Annotated in this window: 20 protein-coding genes; 7 read left to right on the top strand and 13 right to left on the bottom strand. The window is 55.3% G+C overall.

Annotated features, from left to right (window positions below; genetic code table 11):
- The first annotated feature begins 65 nt into the window (after window positions 1–65).
- The 3 genes from edd (at window position 66) to V7028_RS02120 (ending at window position 3,495) form a co-directional block, all read left to right on the top strand.
- Window positions 66–1,859, top strand: coding sequence for a phosphogluconate dehydratase (edd, locus tag V7028_RS02130; protein WP_334118462.1), 1,794 nt, complete (start codon window positions 66–68; stop codon window positions 1,857–1,859).
- 13 nt (window positions 1,860–1,872) lie between these two features.
- Window positions 1,873–2,523, top strand: a complete 651-nt coding sequence (locus V7028_RS02125; RefSeq protein ID WP_334118461.1) for a bifunctional 4-hydroxy-2-oxoglutarate aldolase/2-dehydro-3-deoxy-phosphogluconate aldolase — start codon at window positions 1,873–1,875, stop codon at window positions 2,521–2,523.
- Window positions 2,524–2,649: 126 nt separating this feature from the next.
- Entirely contained in the window at window positions 2,650–3,495 is an 846-nt protein-coding gene (locus V7028_RS02120) for a leucine-rich repeat domain-containing protein (RefSeq protein WP_334118460.1), read from the top strand.
- A 57-nt stretch (window positions 3,496–3,552) separates the two neighbouring features.
- Here the strand turns inward: V7028_RS02120 and V7028_RS02115 are convergent, their stop codons facing one another.
- From V7028_RS02115 to def, 11 genes are all read right to left on the bottom strand, one after another.
- On the bottom strand, window positions 3,553–3,801 hold the full coding sequence (locus tag V7028_RS02115; protein WP_130557193.1) for a BTH_I0359 family protein: 249 nt from the start codon (window positions 3,799–3,801) through the stop codon (window positions 3,553–3,555).
- Window positions 3,802–3,884: 83 nt separating this feature from the next.
- Window positions 3,885–4,292 (bottom strand): GTP-binding protein, encoded by a 408-nt coding sequence (locus V7028_RS02110; protein WP_334118459.1) that lies wholly within the window; start codon window positions 4,290–4,292, stop codon window positions 3,885–3,887.
- Complete coding sequence (locus tag V7028_RS02105) at window positions 4,289–5,749, bottom strand: TrkH family potassium uptake protein (RefSeq protein ID WP_334118458.1); 1,461 nt, start codon at window positions 5,747–5,749, stop codon at window positions 4,289–4,291. The genes V7028_RS02110 and V7028_RS02105 overlap by 4 nt, the downstream gene beginning before the upstream one ends.
- Window positions 5,750–5,764: 15 nt before the next feature.
- Complete coding sequence (gene trkA, locus V7028_RS02100; protein WP_334118457.1) at window positions 5,765–7,141, bottom strand: Trk system potassium transporter TrkA; 1,377 nt, start codon at window positions 7,139–7,141, stop codon at window positions 5,765–5,767.
- Window positions 7,138–7,860, bottom strand: a complete 723-nt coding sequence (locus V7028_RS02095; RefSeq protein ID WP_334118456.1) for a response regulator — start codon at window positions 7,858–7,860, stop codon at window positions 7,138–7,140. The genes trkA and V7028_RS02095 overlap by 4 nt, the downstream gene beginning before the upstream one ends.
- 18 nt (window positions 7,861–7,878) lie before the next feature.
- Window positions 7,879–10,152 (bottom strand): ATP-binding protein, encoded by a 2,274-nt coding sequence (locus tag V7028_RS02090; protein ID WP_334118455.1) that lies wholly within the window; start codon window positions 10,150–10,152, stop codon window positions 7,879–7,881.
- Window positions 10,149–10,766 carry a DUF4390 domain-containing protein gene (locus V7028_RS02085; RefSeq protein WP_334118454.1) on the bottom strand — a complete coding sequence of 206 codons (618 nt, stop codon included), beginning with the start codon at window positions 10,764–10,766 and terminating at the stop codon, window positions 10,149–10,151. The genes V7028_RS02090 and V7028_RS02085 overlap by 4 nt, the downstream gene beginning before the upstream one ends.
- Before the next feature lie 9 nt (window positions 10,767–10,775).
- Window positions 10,776–12,143, bottom strand: coding sequence for a 16S rRNA (cytosine(967)-C(5))-methyltransferase RsmB (gene rsmB, locus V7028_RS02080; protein ID WP_334118453.1), 1,368 nt, complete (start codon window positions 12,141–12,143; stop codon window positions 10,776–10,778).
- Window positions 12,140–13,000, bottom strand: coding sequence for a zinc metalloprotease HtpX (htpX, locus tag V7028_RS02075; RefSeq protein WP_334118452.1), 861 nt, complete (start codon window positions 12,998–13,000; stop codon window positions 12,140–12,142). Before htpX ends, rsmB begins: the two co-directional genes overlap by 4 nt.
- A gap of 88 nt (window positions 13,001–13,088) precedes the next feature.
- Complete coding sequence (gene fmt, locus V7028_RS02070) at window positions 13,089–14,060, bottom strand: methionyl-tRNA formyltransferase (protein WP_334118598.1); 972 nt, start codon at window positions 14,058–14,060, stop codon at window positions 13,089–13,091.
- 26 nt (window positions 14,061–14,086) lie between these two features.
- Window positions 14,087–14,596 (bottom strand): peptide deformylase, encoded by a 510-nt coding sequence (gene def, locus V7028_RS02065; RefSeq protein ID WP_334118451.1) that lies wholly within the window; start codon window positions 14,594–14,596, stop codon window positions 14,087–14,089.
- 83 nt (window positions 14,597–14,679) lie between these two features.
- Here def and dprA point away from each other — a divergent pair, with 83 nt between their 5' ends.
- Window positions 14,680–15,768: a DNA-processing protein DprA gene (dprA, locus tag V7028_RS02060; RefSeq protein WP_334118450.1), complete on the top strand. Its 1,089-nt coding sequence runs from the start codon at window positions 14,680–14,682 to the stop codon at window positions 15,766–15,768.
- Window positions 15,769–15,889: 121 nt separating this feature from the next.
- Window positions 15,890–18,454, top strand: coding sequence for a DNA topoisomerase III (locus V7028_RS02055; protein WP_334118449.1), 2,565 nt, complete (start codon window positions 15,890–15,892; stop codon window positions 18,452–18,454).
- Between the two features lie 6 nt (window positions 18,455–18,460).
- On the opposite strand, the gene mnmC is transcribed toward V7028_RS02055, so the two are convergent.
- Window positions 18,461–19,882 (bottom strand): FAD-dependent 5-carboxymethylaminomethyl-2-thiouridine(34) oxidoreductase MnmC, encoded by a 1,422-nt coding sequence (gene mnmC, locus V7028_RS02050; RefSeq protein ID WP_334118448.1) that lies wholly within the window; start codon window positions 19,880–19,882, stop codon window positions 18,461–18,463.
- A gap of 109 nt (window positions 19,883–19,991) precedes the next feature.
- Between mnmC and V7028_RS02045 the strand changes: the two genes are divergently transcribed.
- Entirely contained in the window at window positions 19,992–20,423 is a 432-nt protein-coding gene (locus V7028_RS02045) for a YeeE/YedE family protein (RefSeq protein ID WP_334118447.1), read from the top strand.
- Between the two features lie 13 nt (window positions 20,424–20,436).
- A complete protein-coding gene (locus tag V7028_RS02040) occupies window positions 20,437–20,862 on the top strand; it encodes a DUF6691 family protein (RefSeq protein ID WP_334118446.1) in 426 nt (141 codons plus the stop codon).
- On the opposite strand, the gene V7028_RS02035 is transcribed toward V7028_RS02040, so the two are convergent.
- Window positions 20,845–23,004, bottom strand: a complete 2,160-nt coding sequence (locus tag V7028_RS02035) for a CHASE domain-containing protein (protein ID WP_334118445.1) — start codon at window positions 23,002–23,004, stop codon at window positions 20,845–20,847. The genes V7028_RS02040 and V7028_RS02035 overlap by 18 nt on opposite strands.
- Window positions 23,005–23,050: the final 46 nt, after the last annotated feature.

Below are 23,050 nucleotides of genomic sequence, written 5' to 3'. Positions count from 1 at the left end.
TAATTATGTTACAAAACAAGCATGATGACAAGCACTGTCGATTAAAACTCACAGGACATTTTTAAATGGCTTCAGCAATTCACCCCACCCTGCAGGCGCTTCGCGAACGCATCGAGCAACGCTCCAAAGCCACGCGCGCAGCCTATTTGAACAGCTTGCCACAAGGCCCGCAAAACCGCACGGCTGTGGGCTGCGCCAACCTGGCCCACACCACGGCAATTTACCCCGGCCCCACCAAGCGCGTTATTTCATTACACAAATCGCCACACCTGGGCATTGTGACTGCTTACAACGACATGTTGTCGGCCCACCAGCCATTTGCGGTATACCCGGAATTGCTTGCCCAACACGCCCGCGCACTGGGTGCCACCACACAAGTGGCGGGCGGTACACCGGCCATGTGCGATGGCGTTACCCAAGGTCGCGAGGGCATGGAATTATCGCTGTTCTCGCGCGATGTCATTGCGCTTTCTGCCTGTGTCGGCCTGTCGCACGATGTATTCGACGGTGCGATTTTGCTGGGCGTGTGCGACAAAATTGCACCCGGCCTGTTAATCGGCGCACTGGGCTTTGGCCACCTGCCTTTTGTGTTCATTCCCGCCGGGCCCATGGAAACGGGCCTGTCCAATTCCGAGAAAGCCAAAACCCGCCAACTGGCCGCGCAAGGAAAAGCCACGCGCGATGACCTGCTGCAGTCTGAAGAAAAGGCTTACCACAGCCCCGGCACCTGTACTTTTTACGGCACCGCCAATTCCAACCAGCTGATGCTCGATTTCATGGGCCTGCAGTTTCCTGGCGGTGCGTTTGAATTGCCCAGCAGCCCGCAACGCCAGGCCTTGATTGGCGAAAGCGTGCGCGCCCTTGAAAGCGCCACACGCAACCCCGCGCTGAAACTGGGCACACTGATTGATTCACGCTGCCTGATGAATTCACTGGTCGGCTTGATGGCTTCTGGTGGATCAACCAACCACACCATCCATTGGGTCAGTGTGGCCCGTGCCGCGGGCTATTTGATCGACTGGACCGACCTGGAAACCATTTCCAGCGTCACCCCCCTGCTAACCCGCGTGTACCCCAACGGCACTGAAGATGTAAACGCATTTCAAGCCGCAGGCGGCACCGCAGGCTTGCTAGCTACATTGATCGACGGCGGCTTTGTCGATGGCGAAGCACCCACCGTGTGGGGCACCACCATGGCCAACACCGTGGCCGAAGTGCTACCCACTGCGGAAAGATTTTCAACACGCAAACCGGGCGCTTCACGCAACACGGAAGTACTGCGTTCACACACCGACCCCTTCCAGCCCGACGGCGGCATTCGCCTGATGAAAGGCAACCTGGGCCGGGGCGTGTGCAAGGTATCGGCCGTGAAAAAAGAACACCGTTTTGTGGAAGCACCCTGCCGCGTTTTCACCGACCAACACCAGGTGATTGACGCATTCAACAAGGGCGAATTCACGCAAGCCGCGGTGGTGGTGCTGGCCCATCAGGGTCCGCGCGCCAACGGCATGCCTGAACTGCACAAGCTCACACCCATTCTGGGCATTTTGCAGGATCAAGGCCTGCCCGTTGCACTGGTGACCGATGGGCGAATGAGCGGCGCGTCAGGCAAAGTGTTGTCGGCCATTCACGTGTGCCCCGAAGCCAAAGCCGATGGGCCCATTGCACGGCTTCGCGATGGCGATGTGGTGCGGGTGGATGCCAATGAAGGCGTGCTGCACACCACCGCCGACTTAAGCACCCGCGAACCCATGGCTGAACCGGCACAAGCGGTAAGCCACGGGCGCGGCTACTTTCAGGTATGGAGAAACACCGTGACCAGCGCCGAAGAAGGCGCAAGCAATTTGTTTACAAAATAAGCGGAGACAACACATGAACGGCAATCGAAACGACAATCGAATTGAGCGCACCCACGGCTGGTTGCGCCAGGGTGTTTTGCCCGTGGTGGTAATTTCCAGTGTAAAGCAGGGACTGGATATTGCCGAAGGCCTGTTTGCCGGCGGCATTACCCAGATTGAAATTACCCTGCGCACCCCGGAGGCCCTGCAAGCCATGGGCGAAATAACCAAGCGATTTCCCGACATGCGTGTGTCTGCGGGCACGGTGCTGACCCCCGAACAGTTTGACCAAAGCGCCGACCTGGGCGCCACATTGTTCATTTCACCCGGCCTGACTGAAACCCTGGCCGAACATGCCTTGAAAAAAGGGTATGCCTGGGTGCCCGGCGTGGCCACAGCATCGGAAATGATGCGCGGGCTTGAACTGGGCTTCGAATTGCTGAAGTTTTTCCCGGCCATGGCGGCAGGTGGCCCCAAAGCCCTTGCCAGCATTACTGCACCGCTGGCGGCAGCGCGCATTGTGCCCACCGGCGGCGTCACACTGGAAAACCTGCCCCAGTGGCGTGAAATCAAGGCGGTGCAGGCTGTGGGCGGCACCTGGCTGACAACGGGGCTAGACCAGATGGCTGATGTGGCCAAGGTGGTTGAGCAGCGTGCGGCGCAGGCTGTAGCCGCGTGGATCTGAATTAATTAATCGGCCTTCAAAATTTCTTATTCAGGCCCGGTCATTCAACAAGTCAGTCTAATTAATGGAACTATCGCTTCGGCAATTGTTACGCAGCACGTTACTATTTTAATGAGACCGTCAATCATGTTGAGCAGACAAATTACTTCATCACCTAATGTGCTCCAATCAAGCATTCAAGCTGAGTCATCAAACGCAAGTGGGAACATAGAACTGAACGAATTTAGACAACAACTAAATGAGTGGTCTCAGAAGGCTGGTTATCCTGAGGAGCGAGTCGAAGCAAGTCGTAAAATATTTCTATGTTTTTCACAAAACCTTGAAGAACTTGACTTAAGCGATCATTTTTTAAGAGATCTTCCAGAGTGTTTCAAACATTTAACATCATTAACATCACTTTCTCTCGACGCAAATTCATTTACTGAATTGCCTTCTGTCGTTCACGAGATGACCAACCTTAAAAGCCTTAGCTTGGACAAGAACTCTATTGGCTCGCTACCTATGGATTTCTGGAAGAACAAAGTCTTCCTTGGTAAATTAAGCATTCAAGAAAATGACTTGGATGCCTTTCCAGGCCCACCTGTCAAATTACACGAGCCCATATTTGGCCGTGGGCCTAAAATCATGGGTATCCCGTTGAATGAAGCACCTCGAATTTCAGAACTTTTTTTATCTGGAAATAAATTGAAGGAGGTTCCGGAAAATCTTGAGTTTTTTCGATGTCTTCAGAACTTACAGCTCGACAGAAACAAATTGACTGAAATACCTGAATCAATTTGGGAAATGCAATCGTTGGGAGAATTAAATATAAGTAGAAACCCGATAAGGAAATTTGCCGCGCCACAATTAAAAAACAATAAAAAATTATCACTCTCTAATAGCAAGGGAATCTTTGCAGATGAAGGGATAGCCTCAGCAATACGTCCAGCCCTGTACAAATGGAGGGTCGCGGTTTCTACTGTATCCAGCTAATCAGAAAATATTAAAATGGCCATATACACTCGTGTATGGCCAAAAAATCCGACACAATCAATGCAAGGTTACCGGGTGTTGCATCCAGGGTTTGTAGCCTTCAATAAAAGCTTCGATATCATCGATATCAGGTTCTTGGGCAGCAAGGTATTTCACCTCTTCGCGGAATCGCTCAGCGGCATCGCCCTGCAAAAACAGTTCGCGCTGATTGTTCTTGTCCACGATTTCAATGCCAAGGCTGGGTTGCCCCTCGCTCATGACCAAATCCACCACGCAGTAAAAGGGGCTATCAATCATCATTAACATCGCAAACCTCCAAATAATACTTTCAGGTTGAATATGGTGATCTATCTAGCAATTTCAAGGCCACGCCTTGGGCGTCAAACCCCTTACGCAATGTTCTCCACAAGAGTTATATCGGCAAACCAGTCAGTCCATTGAGGCTCTTTTAATAACTGTAACACCTGTTCCGGGTGGCTTTGGCTTTCAAGTTCGACCAGCAGCACATTTGGCTGGTTCAATCTTAAGGTGCGAGCAAGGTGTGTGGACAGCACCAATTTGGAGGAGCAACACAAACAACCAGGGCTTAAACGCAGCACATGAATGCCACGGGCCTTGCGCTCGGTGTCCAGGCGAAACAGTTCAGCCTGCGCCTCAACCGGCGCGAACGAAAAAATTTCCGTGCTGGCCATCAAGGTAAGTTTTCCCGCTGCCGCGTGTTCTAACAACAACTGCTCAATACGCTGCGCACGCAGTTCCGGATTGCGGCCCGAAACAAGAAACACATGCGTTTTCATTTGCGCCAGAACGCCGGGGTGAACAAAACAAGAATGGTGAACATTTCCAGACGGCCCAACAACATGGCAAATGAATACACCCAGGTTTGGAAATCGCCAAGGCCAGCGAAGTTGGAGGCAGGGCCCAATTCACCCAAGGCTGGACCCAGACAGTTGATCATGGCGATGGTACCGGTGAGTGCAGCAATCGGTTCCAGCCCGGCGAACATTTGAATCATGGTGATCAAAATGATGCTCATTCCGTACATCAACATGAAGGCCAGCACACCCGAAATAATTTGTGAGTTGACTGCCGTGCCACGAATGCGAACCGGGTTGATGGCGCGCGGGTGCAAGGTGCGTGACAGCTCGCCCACCGCATGCTGAAACAGAATAACTGCACGCAGCATTTTGATACCACCGCCTGTAGAGCCTGCCGCGGATGCAAACACGCTGAGGAAGATCATCAACAGGGGTGCGAAAACAGGCCACTGGGCGTAATCGGTGTTTGCAAAACCGGTGGTGGTGGCCACCGACACCACATTGAACAAGCTGAAACGCAAGGCCTCACCGAAGGTGGTGTACTGTTGATGGGCCAACAAAAACACCGCAACCAACAGAACCGACACCAACATCAAGATCAGAAACCACTTGGTTTCCGGGCACACGGCATAAGGCCGAAACGACTTGCCGCGCCACGCCAGAAAGTGAACAGCGAAATTGATCCCGGAAATCAGCATGAACACCACAGCCACCATCTCAATGGCTGCGGAATCAAAGTACGCATAACTTGCGTCATGCGATGAAAACCCGGACAGCGACATGGTGGTTCCCGAATGCATGAAGGCATCCAGCCAGGTCATGCCAGCCAGTTTGTAACTGATGGCGCAAGCAAGTGACAGCACGAAGTACACCAGGTACAGCGACTTCGCAGTTTCAGTAATGCGGGGCGTCAACTTGCTGTCTTTCATCGGCCCAGGTGTTTCAGCCTTGAACACCTGCGAACCACCCACACCCAACAAAGGCAAAATAGCCACCGCGAGCACCAAAATACCCATGCCCCCCATCCACGCCAGCAAGCAGCGCCAAATATTGATACTTGCAGGCATACCATCCAAGCCACTCAGCACCGTAGCGCCTGTAGTCGTCAATGCAGACACCATTTCAAAGTAGGCATCGGTGAGACTGAGTTCAGGAAAGTAAATCATCATGGGAATGGTTGAGAAAGCGGGAAGCCCAGCCCAAACCATTGACACGAGCAGAAAACCGTCACGTGGTTGCAATTCTCGCTTGAACTTGCGGGTCAACAAATGCGAGGCCACGCCGATCGAGAATGTGACCACGAATCCAGTTGCAAAAGCTTCTACCGTGGGTTCACCTGTAATGTACGCATACCCAAGCGGCACCAAAAATGCCACCGAGAACAATGCGACGGCGAAACCCAGAACGGTAACAACCGGAAAAAACGAGTTCCTCATGCCGCGCGTACCACTTTAGATGAACCCCACGCCGACCTGGAACAGTTTCTCGACGTGCGGCACCAGTTTGCGGTTCTCCACGAAAGTAATGATGTGGTCTTCCGCCTCAATCACGGTGTCGTGATGCGCCATGATCACTTGATCGCCCCGCACAATGGCGCCAATCACGGCACCTTTTGGCATGTCGATTTTTTCAATGGCACGACCCACCACTTTCGACGACTTTGAGTCGCCGTGTGCAATGGTTTCAATCGCCTCGGCCACACCACGGCGCAAGCGGTGAACCGCCACCACATCACCACGCCGAATGTGCTTGAGCAATTCGCTAAGCGTGGCATTGGACGGCGCAAGTGCAATGTCAATTTGCCCACCCTGCACCAGCTCGGCATACACCTTGCGCTGAATCAAGGCAATCACGCGGCGTGCACCCATGCGCTTGGCCAGCAAGGAAGACATGATGTTATTTTCATCGTCGTTGGTCAGCGCGATGAATGTGTCGACATCCTGCACATTTTCTTCAGCCAGCAAATCTTCGTCGGTGGCATCGCCATACAACACCAAGGTGCGCGAACCCAGCTGGCTGGCCAAATCCTCGCAACGCTTTCGATCCGCATCAATCACTTTCACCTGGTAGTTTTCTTCCAGGCTTCTGGCCAGGCGCAAACCGATGTTGCCGCCACCGGCAATCATGACCTTGGTGACCGGTTTTGAAATTCGGCGAAGCTCGGCCATCACGGTGCGAACGTGTTCGGTGGCAGACAGACAAAAAACCTCGTCGCCGGGCTGAATCATGGTGTAACCCTCGACGGCCACCGGCTGGTTTTCACGAAACAGCGCCACAATGCGCACATCGACTTTGGGCAGGTGTTTGCGCAGGTCCTCGATGGGGTGCGAAACCAACGGCCCCCCCGCATAGGCGCGCACAGAAACCAGCGTCACTTTGCCATCGGCAAAATCAAGCACCTGCAAGGCATCGGGAAATTCAATCAGGCGTTCAATGTGTTCGGTCACGCTTTGCTCGGGGCAAATGACGTGGTCCACGTTAAAACCTTCGTCGCCGTGAAGGTTGGCCTGCTCCATCATTTCCGGCGAACGCACCCGCGCAATGCGGCGTGGCACGTTGAACATCAATGCTGCCATGCGGCAGGCCACCAGATTGGTTTCATCGCTGCGGGTCACCGCCACCAGCATGTCGGCATCTTCGGCGCCAGCCTGCTTCAACACGCGAGGCAAGGCACCGTTGCCGGCAATGGTGCGCAGGTCGTAGCGATCTTGAAGATCCGCCAGTACCGCGGGGTCTGGGTCAATCAGGGTGATGTCGTTGTGCTCGGACACCAGGCTTTCCGCGAGGCTGGCCCCCACACGCCCGGCGCCGACAATAATGATTTTCATGCGATATTTTTACGCGCAGTGCGGCCCACTTCCACACCCAGCTGCTTGAGTTTTCTGTACAAATGCGTGCGCTCAATACCGGTTCGTTCGGCAAGGCGGGTCATGCTGCCATTTTCAAGGCGCAGGTGATATTCGAAATAAATCCGCTCGAAAGAATCGCGTGCGTCGCGCAACTGTGCATCCAGATCCAGCGTGGAAAGTTCAGCCAAGGCTTGACCCAAAGGGCTGGTGTCAGGCACGGCCACCGAATTGCCCAACGCGGACATGGCACCGCCAGCAACACTGCCGGGCGCACCGGGAACACCGTTGGCCTTGGGCTGCGATTGCATCAAGGCGCGGGCCGACTGCACCATTTTTCCGCGGGCCAAACCCTTTTCAACGGCACCCAACAGCTTTTGCAGCGAAATGGGTTTTTCCAGAAAATCAAGTGCGCCGATGCGCGTGGCCTCCACGGCCGTGTCGATGGTGGCGTGGCCACTCATCATGATCACGGGCATGGTTAGCAGTCCTTTCACGGACCATTCTTTCAGCAGGGTGACACCGTCGGTGTCGGGCATCCAGATGTCGAGCAACACCAGGTCGGGTTGCTCTTGGTCGCGAAGCGTACGTGCCTGACTTGCATTTTCTGCAAGCAGCACGGCATGCCCTTCATCCCCAAGGATTTCGGACAACAGTTCTCGAATTCCAATTTCGTCATCAACAACGAGAATGGTCGCCATGGTTAGAGAGTTCCTTCTTTATGCGGCCTGACTATGTTCGGCATTGTTCAAGGTGTCCTGCAACACGGGGAAGGTTAATTCCACCGCAGCACCAACAACCCGCCCTTGTGCATCTACCCTGTTTCGAATGGCAATTCGCGCTTTGTGTTCATCTGCGATTTTTCGCACAATGGCCAATCCCAAACCTGTGCCTTTTGTTTTGGTTGTGATGTACGGTTCGAAGGCTTTGGCCAGCAAATCCGGATTGAAACCCGGCCCGTTGTCAGCCACCACCAACTTCACACCCACCAACTGTTCTTGTTCGCCTTCCGGCGCCTTCAAACCTTCGGTTCGCACTTCGACTCGGGGATTGTCGCAATCGACACAAGCGTCTAGTGCATTTTGCAACAAATTATGAATCACTTGGCGCAACTGCGACGAATCTCCGGCCACCAGTGGCAATTTTTCAGTCAATTTTGGAATGAAGCGCGATTCCACCTGTTCTTCAATGCCCACATGCACATCGTACAGCGCCAACACATCGACCACCAAGTCATTCAAATCCAGTGGTTTTAAATCAGCGGGTGGCAAACGCGCATAGTCGCGGAAATCGTTGACCAATCGTTTCAGGGATTCCACCTGGTTCACGATGGTCCGCGTGGCCCGCTGCAAAATACCGGATTCCGGTTCTTGCAGTTTGTCGGCCAGCTTCATTTGCAAACGCTCGGCCGACAACTGAATGGGCGTGAGCGGATTTTTGATTTCGTGCGCAAGGCGACGCGCCACTTCACCCCAAGCTGCCGTTCGCTGTGCGGAAATCAGTGCGGTAATGTCGTCGCACACCAGCACGTAACCTGCTTTCTCACCGGGTAAACGTGAACCCCGTACCAGAATCGATTTTGAACTTTGCGAATCAAAAGCACGCGGAATTTCAAGCTGCTTTTGCCAAATGCCGCTTTCTTCACCTTCATTGCCCTGGTTGTCGGCCACGCTGGCTCGCACCGCCATGGCAAAGCCTTCAAGGCCGGGCATGTCATCCAAAGGGTGGCCTTGGTTCTCAGCCAGTGAGCGGTCAAAAATTCGCAGTGCACCGTCGTTGTACATTTTCAGGCGCAGCTTGTGGTCCAGCACCAGCACACCGGCTGACAAACTGGTCAGCAAACTTTGCAGAAAATCGTTGTTGGCGGCCAACTGGTTTTGGTTGGCTTGCAGGCGGCGCTGCGCCTCCGACAATTGTCGGGTCATGGCGTTGAAGGAATCAACCAGTTCGCGAAGTTCGTCGTCAGCATTCACGGGCTGCATGGTTTTGAAGTTGCCGCTGGCCAGCGCCTTCGTGCCCTCGGCCAGCCACAACAGGGGCGACGACAACCTGGACGACAACCAGAACGCGGCCGCGACCGACACAAACACCGTGAGCAACAAAGCCAGCGTCAACGTGATGCCATAAATTTTCCGAAGGCCCGAGCGCGACAACTGCAGTTCCTGATAATCGCGGTACACGCTTTGCACGGCATTGGCCCGCTGTGACAGTGTGGTGGGCACCGGGTGCATGATTTGTACATAGCGCTGACCCAAATCAAAACTGGTCAGTGGGGGAGCAATGGGCACCACCACGCGCATGTAAAGCCTCTCCTCCGGGTCGTCCGGGTCGGGTTCAATTTGTTGGAACGGGCGGGTCATGAGCGCCTGACGCAACATGACCTGCGTGGGCAGGCTGGGCAACAGGCTGTCGAGTTGCCCGCCTGAACTGCCCAGAATTTGCCCGGTTTCGGACAACAGCGTCAGTTCCTGCACGTTGGCAGCATCGCGCAGGCGCGGCAGTTCCAGCAGCTGTTCGCTCGGTGTGGCACGCGACAGTTCAATCGAGATGGACTGCCCTTTCAAGGCCAGCTCATTGATCAAACTGTCGAGCGCGGTCTGCCCCAGATTCAAACCCGATTCCAGTGCACCATCCACGCGCACATCAAACCAGCTGTCGATACTTTTTGCCAGAAACTGAACCGACACCAGGTACAACACAAAGCCGGGGATCAAACCCATGAGCGCAAAAGACAGGGACATGCGCAGCATGAGCCGCGAGCCAAACACACCTGCGCGGTAACGGCGCACCATACGCACAATCAACAACAGCAAAATGGCAAACAGACCGGCCGCGATGATGCCGTTGAGCGTAATCAGCAACGGGTAATTGCTTTCAAAAAAATCGGTGTTCGATGAGGCCGATGCCAGCAAAAACAAAAACACACCACCCAGACCGCCCATGATCAAAAGGGTGTAACGCAACCAGCGGGTGTTCTCCAGCCAGGGATTCATTTCAAAGCCTCGCGCCTGGGCGTGAAATCAAAGGTCAGCCATTCCGAGGACAGGTCCCATTCGCTGTTCACCAGCGCACTGATCTGGAATGGCTTGGGCAATTCCGTCAACAACAGGCGAAAGCGAACCTGCGCTTCATAGGGTTGGCCAATGCTGATGCGCTCACGCGAAATGACAGCCCAGTCCCTGACCTTGGTCATGTACTGCATTGCGTCTTCCAGGGTGGGCGCATTGTAGGTGTTCGCGGGGGTGACCACCCGGTAGGTACGGGTCAGCGCGATGTAGGACAAACTCAATGGATACGTGGTGCTGACCACCTCTTCGTCCATCCAGTACCATCGCGAACGCGTCAGCTTGAAATCGACAGCAAATTGCAGCGGCAAGCCCCGGTCCACTGCCTCGCGCAGTTTGTGGCCCAGTTCAATGTCAAATTCTGCAGCAAGGTTCCAGCCCGCAGCCGCGGGTGGTTTGCTGGGTTCCAGCTTGACGGCGGTAACCCGCGTGATCGAATCTTGTTGCGCAAGGCCCACCGCGAGAACACACATTAGCAGCAGACCGAACAGGCCATGCGCAATGCGCGTCCAAGACAAGGTGTGGGCCTGGCTAAATTTCAAGGCACACCCTCAAGTGGTTGGAGATTTTTCAAACTTGGCGTAAAAGAACCCATCAGGAGACGCTTCATAACCTTCACTGCTGCTTTCCACATGGGTTGGCAACATGAAACCGGGGGCAGCTTGCGCCACGGCATCGGGATGATTGTCTTGAAAAGCTTTTGCCAACAGGGGCCCCTCTTCAGGAAAGATGGAACAGGTCACCAGCAAAAGTGTACCGCCCGGCTTTAGGGTAGACCACAAAGCGTTCAGTATTTTGTGTTGTATCTGCGACAACTTGGCAATATCGTCGGGTCTGCGCAACCACGGTATGTCGGGGTGGCGGCGAACCACGCCCGAACCGGTGCAGGGCACATCCGCAAGAATGCCGTCGAAGGGCACGCCGTCCCACCAAGTGTCGAGCAATTCAGCCTGCGCCACTTTCAGGCGCAAATCCCATTTGCCATTCAAGGTGGGGGCAATGCGGCGAATGTTGTCTTCCACGCGGCCCAAGCGCTGCGGGCTTGAATCAAGGGCAACCAGTTCAATGTCGGCCAGTTCCAGCAGGTGGCCTGTTTTGCCACCCGGGGCCGCACAAGCGTCCAGAATGCGTTGGCCGCTCTGTGGGTTCAACAGTTGCGCTGCCAACTGGGCTGCGCTGTCTTGCACCGACACCTGGCCCAATTCAAAGCCAGGCAATGCCGACACGGGCACCGGTTTGGCCAGCAACACCGCCTGTTCGCCAATGACGCTGGCCTGCATGCCCGCCGCATTCAATTGCTCGGCGTAGGCCTGTGCCGAACTGCTTCGGCTGTTGACCCGCACCACCAGTGGGGGGTGGCTTTGCGCCTGGCCCAGCAGGGCCTGCCAGTGTTCAGGGTGGCTGGCTTGCATTTTTCCAACCCACCAAACGGGTAGATTGTATTGGGCCAGGGGGTCTTCAAGCGCCTTGGTGCGCCATGTGTTTGAATCGCGCAGAAAGTTGCGCAAACAGGCGTTGGCCAAACCCTTGGCCCGCGCAAATTCTTCGCTGCCGGTGCAGGCATACACCATTTGGTCCACCACTGTGTGTGCGGGGTACTTGGGATTTTTGGCGTCCCACAGCAAACCAAAACCCAGTGCCATCAGTTCATTCAATGGCTCGGGGCTCAGGCTGGGTTTGCCGCTGATCAGCCGCGTAAGTACCTGGCCCTTGCCCATGTGACGCATGCCAAAGTAGGCAAGGTCTTGAATGGCACCCAAAGCCTGTGGTGTTTGCACACCCTTGGTCTCGGACGCAAGCGCCTGGTCAAGCGAACGCCCTTCGCGCAACACGCGGGTCAGCACGGCACCCGCCTTTAACAGTGCAAAGGCAAGGCTGGCTTCGGTCAGCTTGGGTGGTTTGGTGTTGACCGGCTTCAAAGTGGGCCGCCAGTGCTGCGGGCCAGGTCCATCAAACGGCGAATGCGTTCTTCAGTGGGTGGGTGGGTTGAAAACAGGCCGGCAATGCCTTGGCCTGAAAGCGGGTTCATGATCATCATTTGAGCGGTTTCCGGGTGCGCTTCAGTGGTACGGAACGGAATGCCTTTGGCATAACGTTGAATTTTATCCAGGGCGCTGGCCAAAGCTGCCGGGTCACCACAAATTTCAGCGCCTCCACGGTCGGCCTCGTATTCACGAGCGCGGGAAATCGACATTTGAATCAGCGAGGCCGCCAGTGGCGCCAAAATGGCAAGCGCAATACTGGCCACCGGGTTCATGGGTTGGCCGTTTTCATCACGCCCCCCGAAAAACAAGGCGAAGTTGGCCAAAGCAGAAATGGCACCCGCCATGGTGGCAGAAATGGTGGAAATCAAGATATCGCGGTGCTTCACATGGGCCAGTTCATGGGCCATTACGCCGCGCAATTCGCGCGCGGAGAGCACCTGCAAAATACCGGTGGTTGCAGCCACGGCGGCGTTTTCCGGGTTACGCCCGGTTGCAAAGGCATTGGGTGCGTTGTCGTTGATCAGGTACACGCGCGGCATGGGCAGCTCGGCGCGTTGCGCAAGCTCGGCCACCATGTTGTAGAAATCGGGCGCGCTGTTGGCATCCACCTGTTTTGCGTTGTACATCCGCAAAACCATTTTGTCGGAAAACCAGTACGCACCGAAGTTCATCACCAAGGCAAAGCCCAGGGCCAGCAGCATGCCGCCACGGCCACCCATCATTCCACCCAGCACCACAAACAGCGCGGTGACGGCGGCCATCAGCATGAAGGTTTTCATCCAGTTGAACATGATTCTCTCTTCCCGGCCGCGTGTGCGGCCTCGTTGATTCGACCATTTAAAAATAAAGCTTTTTCGCGAAATTTCAAGGTCGATGCAATCAGTTGGAGGGGTCGAACCCCAGTTGGGTTCCTGCCACCAACCCCAAAGCCTGTGTCACTAGCAGCGCTGGCTGCCGCTTGCCGCCCGCTTTTTGAAGCGTGCGAATGCGCAGCACACCTTGCCCGCACTGCACTTCAATGCCTGCGGAATCAACGGACAACACGTCGCCGGGTTTACCCATCAAACCAGCCACGGCAACGGTTTCTGCATCAAAACATTTCAGGGGTTCGCCACCCCACAACGTGTTGGCACCAGGAAATGGATCGAAGGCACGCAGTGTACGCTGAAGATCAACCGCGCTGCGGCCCCAGTTGATTATCCCTTCTGCTTTGGTGATCTTTTCTGCGTAGGTAACGCCCACTGCCGGTTGAGGAACAAGGGGCAGGGTTTCCGCCTGCAAGGCGTCCAGCGCCTCGACCAGCAGGTCGCCGCCCAGCACAGCCAGTTTGTCGTGCAGGGTGCTGGCAGTGTCGGTCAGCGCTATGGGCAACGCACGGTGCAAGCGCACAGGGCCGGTGTCCAGCCCCGCTTCCATTTGCATGATGCACACGCCGGTTTCAGTGTCACCTGCTTCAATACAGCGCTGAATGGGCGCTGCACCGCGCCAGCGTGGCAGAAGGCTGCCATGAATATTCAGGCAACCCAGGCGCGGGGCATCCAGCACAGCCTGGGGCAAAATCAGACCATAGGCCGCCACAACAAGCACATCGAGCGGCTGCCCATGCACGGCAGTTTTCAGGGTGTGCAGGGCGTGTTCGGCATCCTCGCCTTTTTTCAGGCTGAGCGGCTGCAACACAGGCAGGCCATGCGCCAGCGCCAACTGCTTCACAGGCGAGGCCTGCAGCTTCATGCCACGGCCAGCAGGGCGGTCGGGTTGGGTCAGCACCAAGTGCACTGGGTAACCAGCGGCCATGAGCTTTTCCAGCGCGACCCGGGCAAATTCGGGCGTGCCGGCAAAACCCACATTCAGGGTTCGGTTCATAGGGGGATCAGCAATCAAGCGGTTTGAAGCTTGTCTTGCTTCTTCATCTTGGTTTTGATGCGGGTCTGCTTCAGTTGCGACAGGTATTCCACAAACACCTTGCCATTCAGGTGGTCAATTTCGTGTTGAATGCACACGGCCAGCAGTTCGTCGCAATCAATCTCGAACCATTCGCCTTTCACGTTCTGTGCGCGCACTTTCACGGTGTCGGGCCGTTCCACTTTCTCGTAAACACCGGGCACCGACAGGCAACCCTCTTCGTACACCTTGCATTCGTTGCTGGCGTCGATGATTTCCGGGTTAATAAACACCGTCAAACCCGAATTGTCTTCGGTCACATCAATCACGATCACCCGCTTGTGCACATTCACCTGCGTGGCCGCCAAGCCAACACCGGGCGCATCGTACATGGTTTCTGCCATGTCTTGGGTCAGTTTGACAAGCGCGTCATCAAACCGGGTGACAGGGGTAGCAACCGTTTTCAAGCGCGGATCCGGATAACGCAAAATTGGGAGCAAAGCCATCTTTCTAAAAACCTTCACTGTCGATACTTAAAAGGATATACCTTCTGTGGCAAAAATAGTTCGCAAATTCCATGGCTTATTGCATGAATGACTTGCTCGCGGCCATGAACCTGGCCTACAACACCACCCTGAAAGCCCGCATGCGGTATGAGTTGGCCCAACAAGGGCCAGGTTGCATTCTACCCGCGCCATGCGATGCAGTTCGGCTTTGGCATTCCATTGCAAACACATGGTTGCTGCAAAGCAACACCCGGTTCTGGGTCAGTATTCACAGTGAAAATTACCCCGCAGGCCTGCTGGAACTGAAAGACCCGCCCTTGATCCTGTTTGGTGACGGCAACAGCGAATTGCTGCGTGCCCGCGGGGTGGCCATGGTGGGCAGCCGAAACGCCACGCGCACCGGCCTGGGCACAGCGCAAGGCTTTGCCAAAGCATTTGCTCAAGCGGGTTGGGCAGTGTTCAGCGGCCTTGCAGAGGGCATTGACGGCGCAGCCCACGCTGGCGCGCTACAGGCAAAAGGGGCAACCATCGCGGTGCTGGGTTGCGGGCCAGACGAGGTCTATCCCAAACACCATGCGGGTTTGAAAAACCAGATCATTCAACAAGGCGGGCTGGTGTTGTCGGAATACCCACCGGGCACTGCGCCCCAGCCTGCCTTCTTTCCACGGAGAAACCGCATCATCGCAGCACTGGCCGATGCCCTGCTGGTGGTGGAAGCCGCATTGCGGTCGGGCTCCCTGATCACTGCGCGTGTGGCCAGCGAACTGGGCAGACCCGTGGCCGCCATTCCCGGTTCGATCCACAGCAGCCAAAGCAAGGGTTGCCACGCCATGATCAAAAAAGGCGCGCTCTTGGTGGAAACTGCGCAGGAATTACTGGACGAAGCACAGGCCAGCCTGCCGGAATACAAAATTGCCAGCATGTTGCAAGAAGATGACAACCCCTGCCACGAAGATTTGAACTGCCATGACGACACTGACACTGAAATGGATGAGCGCATGGCACAGGTGTTGGCCAGCCTTGGCCATGACCCGCTTCACGTCGACACGCTGGCCGGTCAATTGGGTTTGAACACAGAAGACACCCTTGCCGCCCTGACCGAACTGGAGTTGCTGGGGCAGGTTCTGAGTGAAAGCGGCGGCCGTTGGGTGCGCGCAAATGGTGTATTTTAAAAAAGACTTGCAATCACCCCGAATTCAAGATTCTCCTGAAAGCCTTGATTTGTTGGATGACTGACACTTACACTTCGGCGCACAAGGCCTTGAAATTACACACACTGACGAGTTGGACTAATTGAGCAGCGAAACCCAAAAAAAATTGATCATCGCGGAAAAACCCTCTGTAGCAGCCGATATCGCGCGCTCGCTGGGTGGTTTCACCAAACACGACGATTACTTTGAGAGCGACGAGTACGTGCTGTCCTCGGCAGTCGGCCATTTGGTAGAAATCAAGGCGCCAGACGAATTCGAGGTCAAGCGCGGCAAGTGGAGCTTTGCAAACCTGCCGGTGCTGCCCACGCATTTCGACTTGAACCCGATTGCAAAAACCGAATCGCGCCTGAAGGTGCTGAACAAGTTGATCAAACGCAAAGACGTGGTCGGCCTGATCAACGCCTGTGATGCCGGGCGCGAAGGTGAACTGATTTTCCGCCTGATTGCACAGTACGCAAAATCAAGCAAGCCCGTGGAGCGCCTGTGGCTGCAGTCCATGACACCGGCTGCCATTCGGCAGGCATTTGCCAGCCTGCGAAGCGATGCTGAAATGATGCCACTTGCCGACGCCGCACGTTGCCGATCGGAAGCCGACTGGCTGGTGGGCATCAATGGTACGCGTGCCATGACCGCATTCAACAGCAAGGAAGGCGGCTTTTACCTGACCACTGTTGGCCGCGTACAAACCCCCACGCTGACCATTGTTGTAGAACGCGAAGAAAAAATCCGCAAGTTCGTGTCGCGCACCTACTTTGAAGTACGTGCCAGCTTTGGCGCACAGGCCGGTGCCTATGAAGGCAAGTGGTTTGACCGTGGCTTCAAGAAGGCCGACGACCCGGAACAACGTGCCGACCGCCTGTGGGACGAAGCCCGCGCCCAAGCCATTGTGGCAGCCTGCGATGGCAAGCCCGGCACCGTGGAAGAAGAAAGCAAACCCACCACACAAATTGCACCGCAGCTGTTCGATTTGACCAGCCTGCAACGTGAGGCCAACAGCCGCTTCGGTTTTTCAGCGAAAAACACGCTGGGCCTGGCCCAGGCGCTGTATGAAAAGCACAAGGTGCTGACCTACCCGCGTACCGATTCAAAAGCGCTGCCTGAAGATTACATGCCCACGGTGAACCAGACCTTGAAAAGCTTTGTAGGCCTTGATTCTGGCCACATCGCGGGTGCGTACGGGCCATTTTGCGAACAGATTTTGAAGAATAACTGGGTCAAACCGAACAAACGGGTGTTCGACAACAGCAAAATTTCAGACCACTTTGCGATTATTCCAACTCTGCAAGTGCCAAAAAATCTGAGCGAACCCGAAGCCAAACTGTACGACATGGTGGTGAAGCGGTTCCTGGCTGTGTTTTTCCCGCCCGCAGAGTTCAACGTGACCACCCGAATTACCACAGTGGAAAACCACCCCTTCAAAACCGAAGGCAAGGTGCTGGTGAAGCCGGGCTGGTTGGCCATTTATGGCCGTGCCGCTGCCGCTGCGGGCGACGACAGCCTCGTGGCCGTTGAAGCAGGTGAAAAAGTAAGCACCGACGAAATTGATGTGCACACCCTGCACACCAAACCACCCGCACGCTACAGCGAAGCCACGCTGCTTTCCGCCATGGAAGGCGCGGGCAAACTGGTGGAAGAAGAAGAACTGCGTGACGCCATGGGCACCAAGGGCTTGGGCACACCAGCCACACGGGCGGCCACCATTGAAGGTTTGATCAACGAGAAGTACCTGGTGCGTGAAGAACGTGCGCTGGTGCCCACCGCCAAGGCTTTCCAGTTGCTCACCCTGCTGCGCGGCCTGGACGTTGAAGAACTGACCATGCCGGAACTGACCGGCGAGTGGGAATACAAGCTTTCCCTGATGGAAAAGGGCGAGTTGTCGCGCGAGCAGTTCATGCAGGAAATCGCCAAAATCACGCAAAACATCGTGGACCGCGCGAAAAACTACACGGAAGAAACCATCCCGGGCGATTACGCCACTTTGCTTACGCCTTGCCCGAATTGCGGCAGCGTGGTGAAAGAAAATTACCGCCGCTTTGCCTGCACAAAATGCGAATTCTCCATTTCCAAAGTGCCGGGTGGTCGCCAGTTTGAAGTAGAAGAAGTTGAAAAACTGCTGCAAGACCGCGAACTGCCCATGCTCGACGGATTCCGCAGCAAGATGGGACGCCCCTTTGCCGCCGTGCTGAAACTGAACGGCGAGCACAAACTGGAATTTGATTTTGGCCAGGCCAAAGACGATGACAACGGCGAACCGGTCGATTTCTCTGGCGAAACCCGTTTGGGCCCTTGCCCGAAGTGCGCATCGAATGTGTATGAACAAGCCACCAGTTATGTGTGCGAAAAATCTGTCGGACCGAACAAAAGCTGCGACTTCCGTTCAGGCAAAGTGATTTTGCAGCAACCCATTGACCGCGAACAAATGGAAAAGCTGTTGCTGGATGGCAAAACCGATTTGCTGACCCGCTTTGTGTCGTCGAAAACCCGCCGTGCGTTCAAGGCGTTTTTGGTGAAGAAACCCGACGGTGCCATTGGTTTTGAGTTCGAGGCGAAAGCCGAGAAAAAACCAGGTGCAGCCAAAGGCAAAACAGCAGCCAAACCTGCCACCAAAACCGCGGCAAAGCCCAAAGCTGCCAAAGAAACATCTTGAATGCAGTCAAGCCCTGACACCCCGGGGCTTGATTTTTTCAAGCAAGCGAATTGACAGCGGCTGGCCCATGCAGTGGTCGGCCACCATCCACCCACCTAGGGCGGCCCATAGCAAGCCGCGAGATGCAAAACCGGTGCTCATGTACACCCCGGGCATGCCGGGCACCGGGCCAATGGCTGGCAGGCGGTCGTGCCAAACCGAACGCACTGCGCAACGGTGATCGAGCAGCTCCCCTAGGGGCCACTGCGGAAATGCGGCTTTGAAACGTGCAATGTTGTCGTTATCCGCTTGCGGGGTTGGGGTTAAATTCAACACAGGCCGCTCGTAAGTGGCACCTAGCACCATCCAGTTTTCATCGGGTGGGGCAATTGCATAGCTTTCACCCGACAACACCACTTTTGGCGCTGTCACTGACCTCAGCTTGCTGATTTGTCCCTTCACCGAGCCCACGCGAGCGCCTTCAATGGGTGCCAGCACAATGGATTGTTCAGCACAGCACACCACCACCACATCATGCTGCTGGCGAAGCGTTGCCAGATCGCCAACGGGGCTGTTGTAGTGGGTGCTCAGCAAACTGCCGCAAGCTTGCAAATTGGCCTGAACCCAACAAGCCGGTTTCACCCAGCCGCCCTGCGGAAAAAACAGGCCACCCAAAGGGCTGGGCAACAATTCATCCGGCTCAACCCAGCGAACCAGCGCCTCGGGGAAATTCAGTTGCAACAACGTTTCCCGCATGCGTTCTGTTTCATCAAGCGGCACGGTTTGCAAGTGGCCTGGGGTGTCCCAATCCTTGCCTTGTTGAAGCAAACCCTTCCCGGTCAATTCAGCGAGTGCCTGCACCGTGTGATCAAAACCCAGCCGGCTGAGCCTGGACAATGGGGAATCACCACGCGTGATGTGCGGGTGAAACGCCCCAACCCAGTTGCCAGATGCTCCCGTGGCAGGTTCACTGGCCGAATCAAACAGATGCACCTGCACCCCCTGTTTGCACAGTGCCAGCGCCACGCTGCTGCCCGCAATGCCGGCTCCAATCACCGCAGCACTGCGAATGGTGTTGGCGGGGGGCACTAGCTGCTTCAATCGCCGCGCAGGGGGTCGCTCTGCATCAGCGCACACAAGCGCATCCACTGGCCCTTGAAATTCTTGCAAACCTGCTTTGGCAGATCCAACCCACAGGTGCAGTTCGGCGTTGAATTGCGGCAGATAAAAGAAATGCAGACCCGGGGCAAGCTGCTGTTTTGGCAGCCTGGGCAATGCAAGTGTTGGGTGGTCCGTCACGGCCAGATAACGCAAACGGGCCTTGGGTTTTGTAGTCAGGAAGGCAGAGAAAACTACACCTTCTGCAAAATCCGGATCCAGCACCGTGAATACGCCATCGCTTGCCAGCCAAGACGCACGCGCAGCGTGAAAAGATTCCGGAAAGTGCATGGATACTGGGTGGATGATTCGGAACGGGCATTGTAACCCACACTTTGCATGGCAGTTTCAAGACTACAATGCTAATATGAGCACTCATTCATATTTGAACAGGTGCCACATGCTTTCCATCAACTGGGATGCCTTTACCCCCTATCCGGCCTTGCTGGGCGGGCTCTTGATCGGCCTTTCCACCGTGATATTGATTGTGGCAACAGGCCGTGTGGCCGGCATCAGCGGCATTCTTGGCGGGTTGCTGAAACCACAGGCCAATGAAACCCTGTGGCGTGCCACCTTTGTGCTCGGCCTGATGGCTGCGCCCTGGCTCTACATGGCAACCGTGGGGCCTTTTGAATTTGAAAGCCCCCGAGGCACAGTGGCGCTGATTGTTGCCGGCCTGCTGGTGGGTTACGGCACCCGCTTGGGTTCGGGCTGCACCAGTGGCCATGGCGTGTGCGGGCTTTCGCGCCTGTCGCCCCGGTCTTTGGTTGCAACCGGGGTGTTCATGGGTGTGGGGCTTGTGTTTGCATCCCTTGTGATGCACGTGATTTGAACCGGAGATTGACATGAAACACAACAACATCGGGTTTGCGCTGATCAGTGGTTTGACTGGTTTGATTTTTGGTGTGGGGCTGGTCGTATCCGGCATGGCCAACCCGGCCAAAGTAATCGGCTTTCTGGATATTTCGGTGCCTTGGGATCCCACGCTTGCGTTCGTGATGGGCGGTGCAATCGCCGTGGGTTTGCCCGGGTTTTACTGGGCCCGGCGCCTGAACAAAAGTTTGTTGGGCATGCCCATGAACTTGCCTTCTTCAGGGCAAATTGACAGGAAGCTGCTGATGGGTGCGGCGCTGTTTGGCGCAGGCTGGGGCATTGGTGGTTTTTGCCCGGGCCCCGCAGTGGTGGCCGCTGCCAGTCTGTTGCCCGATGGCTTGATTTTCATCGCAGCCATGCTGGTGGGCATGTTCGCTTTTTCAGTGCGTAGCCGATAAAAAGCGAACCAGAACCTGCTGCAACAAAGGCACGTTGACAGGCTTGGTCAAAAACTCATTCATGCCCGCCGCACGGCAAGCCAGCTCATCTTCATGCAAGGCGCAAGCAGTCAAGGCCACAATGGGCACATTCGCTGCGGGGCCGGGCAGTTGACGTATTGCACTGGTGGCATCAATGCCGTTCATGACCGGCATGTGCACGTCCATCAACACCAGATCAATGTCGGGGTTTTGCTGCACGGCATCGACAGCCAGTTCACCATTGCCAACCACTTGAACATTGACATTCAGGCGCGACAACAGTGCCTTGATCACTTGTTGATTAAGGTGGTTGTCCTCCACGACCAGAATCTTTTTTCCCTGCAGGGAAACGGTATCGGTGACGTGAACTGAATTGTCCACCAGCTCCGGCTCTACATCCATGCGCTGGCATCTGGCCGTGAAACCGAACATGCTGCCTTCACCAATTTTAGACGAAACGAACAAAGTACCACCCATCAGTTCAGCCAGACTTTTCGAGATGGCCAGGCCCAGGCCCGTTCCACCAAAACGGCGTGTGGTGGTGTTGTCCGCCTGCTCAAAAGGTGTAACAAGGCGTTCAAATTCACGCATGTCAAAACCAACCCCCTGGTCGTGAACTTCGGTGCGAACAAGCAATTCAGTCGGCTTGCGTGCTTCAATTTGCACCTTGACCAACACCCGCCCGGCCTGCGAAAACTTGATGGCGTTGCTCAGCAAATTGCCCAGCACCTGCGCATATCGTGTGGAGTCGCCCTTGATCCACACAGGGTTCGATGTATCAAATTCAATCTCCAGTTGCAAACCTTTTTCCGTGGCTCTCAGCTTGAACCGGCCCACTGTTTTCTCAACCTGATCGCGCAAGTTGAAATCAATCGATTCCGTTTTGGCGCGCCCCGATTCAATGTGTGAAAAGCAGAGCACATCGTTGAGCAAGGAAAGCAGGTGTTCTGACGCATCTTGGGCCTGTTGGGCATACCGGGCGGTTTGTGGATCCTTGACCTGCTCCTTGATGAAGCTGTTCAAACCGATAATGGCATTGAGCGGCGTGCGAATTTCGTGGCTCATATTCGCGAGAAACAGGCTTTTCGCCCTGCTTGCACTTAATTTTTTGCGTTGTTGCACCAATGAAAAAATTGTGAGAAACAACAACAAATTAATGATGCCACCCGCAAACAGGATCAACTTGGGTGTGACGTTGTGCACTTGTTCATCGAAACTTGGGGTGCTTTTAAACTGGACCATCCAGGTTCGCCCGGGCAAATCAATGGGCACCGTGGCCATGTGCCCGTGATTAGCCAGCGCAGACCTGGCATTGATCTTTTCGTCTGGCCTGGAATCATAAATCAGCGATTGCGGTGTCAAGTTTGCGGAATCATACAACTTGAAACTCAAAGGTGTCTTGCCTTGGCCCAATACATTGCCCATCAGGTCGACGCCGCGAAACGGGCTGTAAATAAACCCGCGAATGGCCTGCCTGCGGTCTTGTACGGAATTAGGTTCCTGAGCAGACTGGTACACGGGCAGGTACATCAGGAAACCGGGCGTTGCATTTTCGGCGCTGTCCTGTTTCAGCTGCACGATTCCGGACAGGGTGGCACGCCCCGTGTCCATGGCACGGGTCATGGCCTCTCGCCGAACGGGCTCGGAAAACATGTCAAAACCAAACGCGCGCTGATTCTGAAGGTCAAAGGGTTCAATCAGGGTTACGGGAAAATACAGGTCACGCTGACCACCCGGTGCAACGGTGTATTGTGGAAACCCTTCGGCCCGCACCCTGACAATGTGTTCGGGCAAATCGGTTTGATCAACCCGCTCAGCAAAAGCAAAACCCTGAAGCCCGGGCAAGTTAACCTGCAACTTCAGGGACGTTACATACTTGTTCCAGTGTGCCCGGCTTACATGCGTGTGCGCATCAAAAAATGCCACGCCGCCGCGCAAAATCTGCTCGTACCGGTTAAATCGGATTTGGATGCGTTGCTGGGCGTCTTGAACTTCAAAAGCGAAGCGGTCATCAGCGCGTTTCTCGATGGCTTGGGTCGACAGCATCCAGCCCAGTATCGTGATGACCAGCGTCAATGCCAAGGCTAGCCATGCAATGGCTTCGTGGTGGAATAAATCCACCACATTTTTTCGAGGTCTGTGAAACTGCAAGTGGCCTGGATTGATC

Source organism: Limnobacter sp., assembly GCF_036846585.1.
In the GTDB taxonomy this organism is placed as follows: Bacteria; Pseudomonadota; Gammaproteobacteria; order Burkholderiales; family Burkholderiaceae_B; genus Limnobacter.
This window is presented reverse-complemented; position numbering and strand designations above follow the sequence as displayed.

Excerpts from the sequence above, each read along its gene's own strand:
- edd (WP_334118462.1), top strand. The coding sequence starts at position 66 with ATGGCTTCAGCAATTCACCCCACCCTGCAGGCGCTTCGCGAACGCATC.
- V7028_RS02125 (WP_334118461.1), top strand. The coding sequence starts at position 1,873 with ATGAACGGCAATCGAAACGACAATCGAATTGAGCGCACCCACGGCTGG.
- V7028_RS02120 (WP_334118460.1), top strand. The coding sequence starts at position 2,650 with ATGTTGAGCAGACAAATTACTTCATCACCTAATGTGCTCCAATCAAGC.
- V7028_RS02115 (WP_130557193.1), bottom strand. The coding sequence starts at position 3,801 with ATGTTAATGATGATTGATAGCCCCTTTTACTGCGTGGTGGATTTGGTC.
- V7028_RS02110 (WP_334118459.1), bottom strand. The coding sequence starts at position 4,292 with ATGAAAACGCATGTGTTTCTTGTTTCGGGCCGCAATCCGGAACTGCGT.
- V7028_RS02105 (WP_334118458.1), bottom strand. The coding sequence starts at position 5,749 with ATGAGGAACTCGTTTTTTCCGGTTGTTACCGTTCTGGGTTTCGCCGTC.
- trkA (WP_334118457.1), bottom strand. The coding sequence starts at position 7,141 with ATGAAAATCATTATTGTCGGCGCCGGGCGTGTGGGGGCCAGCCTCGCG.
- V7028_RS02095 (WP_334118456.1), bottom strand. The coding sequence starts at position 7,860 with ATGGCGACCATTCTCGTTGTTGATGACGAAATTGGAATTCGAGAACTG.
- V7028_RS02090 (WP_334118455.1), bottom strand. The coding sequence starts at position 10,152 with ATGAATCCCTGGCTGGAGAACACCCGCTGGTTGCGTTACACCCTTTTG.
- htpX (WP_334118452.1), bottom strand. The coding sequence starts at position 13,000 with ATGTTCAACTGGATGAAAACCTTCATGCTGATGGCCGCCGTCACCGCG.
- def (WP_334118451.1), bottom strand. The coding sequence starts at position 14,596 with ATGGCTTTGCTCCCAATTTTGCGTTATCCGGATCCGCGCTTGAAAACG.
- dprA (WP_334118450.1), top strand. The coding sequence starts at position 14,680 with ATGAATGACTTGCTCGCGGCCATGAACCTGGCCTACAACACCACCCTG.
- mnmC (WP_334118448.1), bottom strand. The coding sequence starts at position 19,882 with ATGCACTTTCCGGAATCTTTTCACGCTGCGCGTGCGTCTTGGCTGGCA.
- V7028_RS02045 (WP_334118447.1), top strand. The coding sequence starts at position 19,992 with ATGCTTTCCATCAACTGGGATGCCTTTACCCCCTATCCGGCCTTGCTG.
- V7028_RS02040 (WP_334118446.1), top strand. The coding sequence starts at position 20,437 with ATGAAACACAACAACATCGGGTTTGCGCTGATCAGTGGTTTGACTGGT.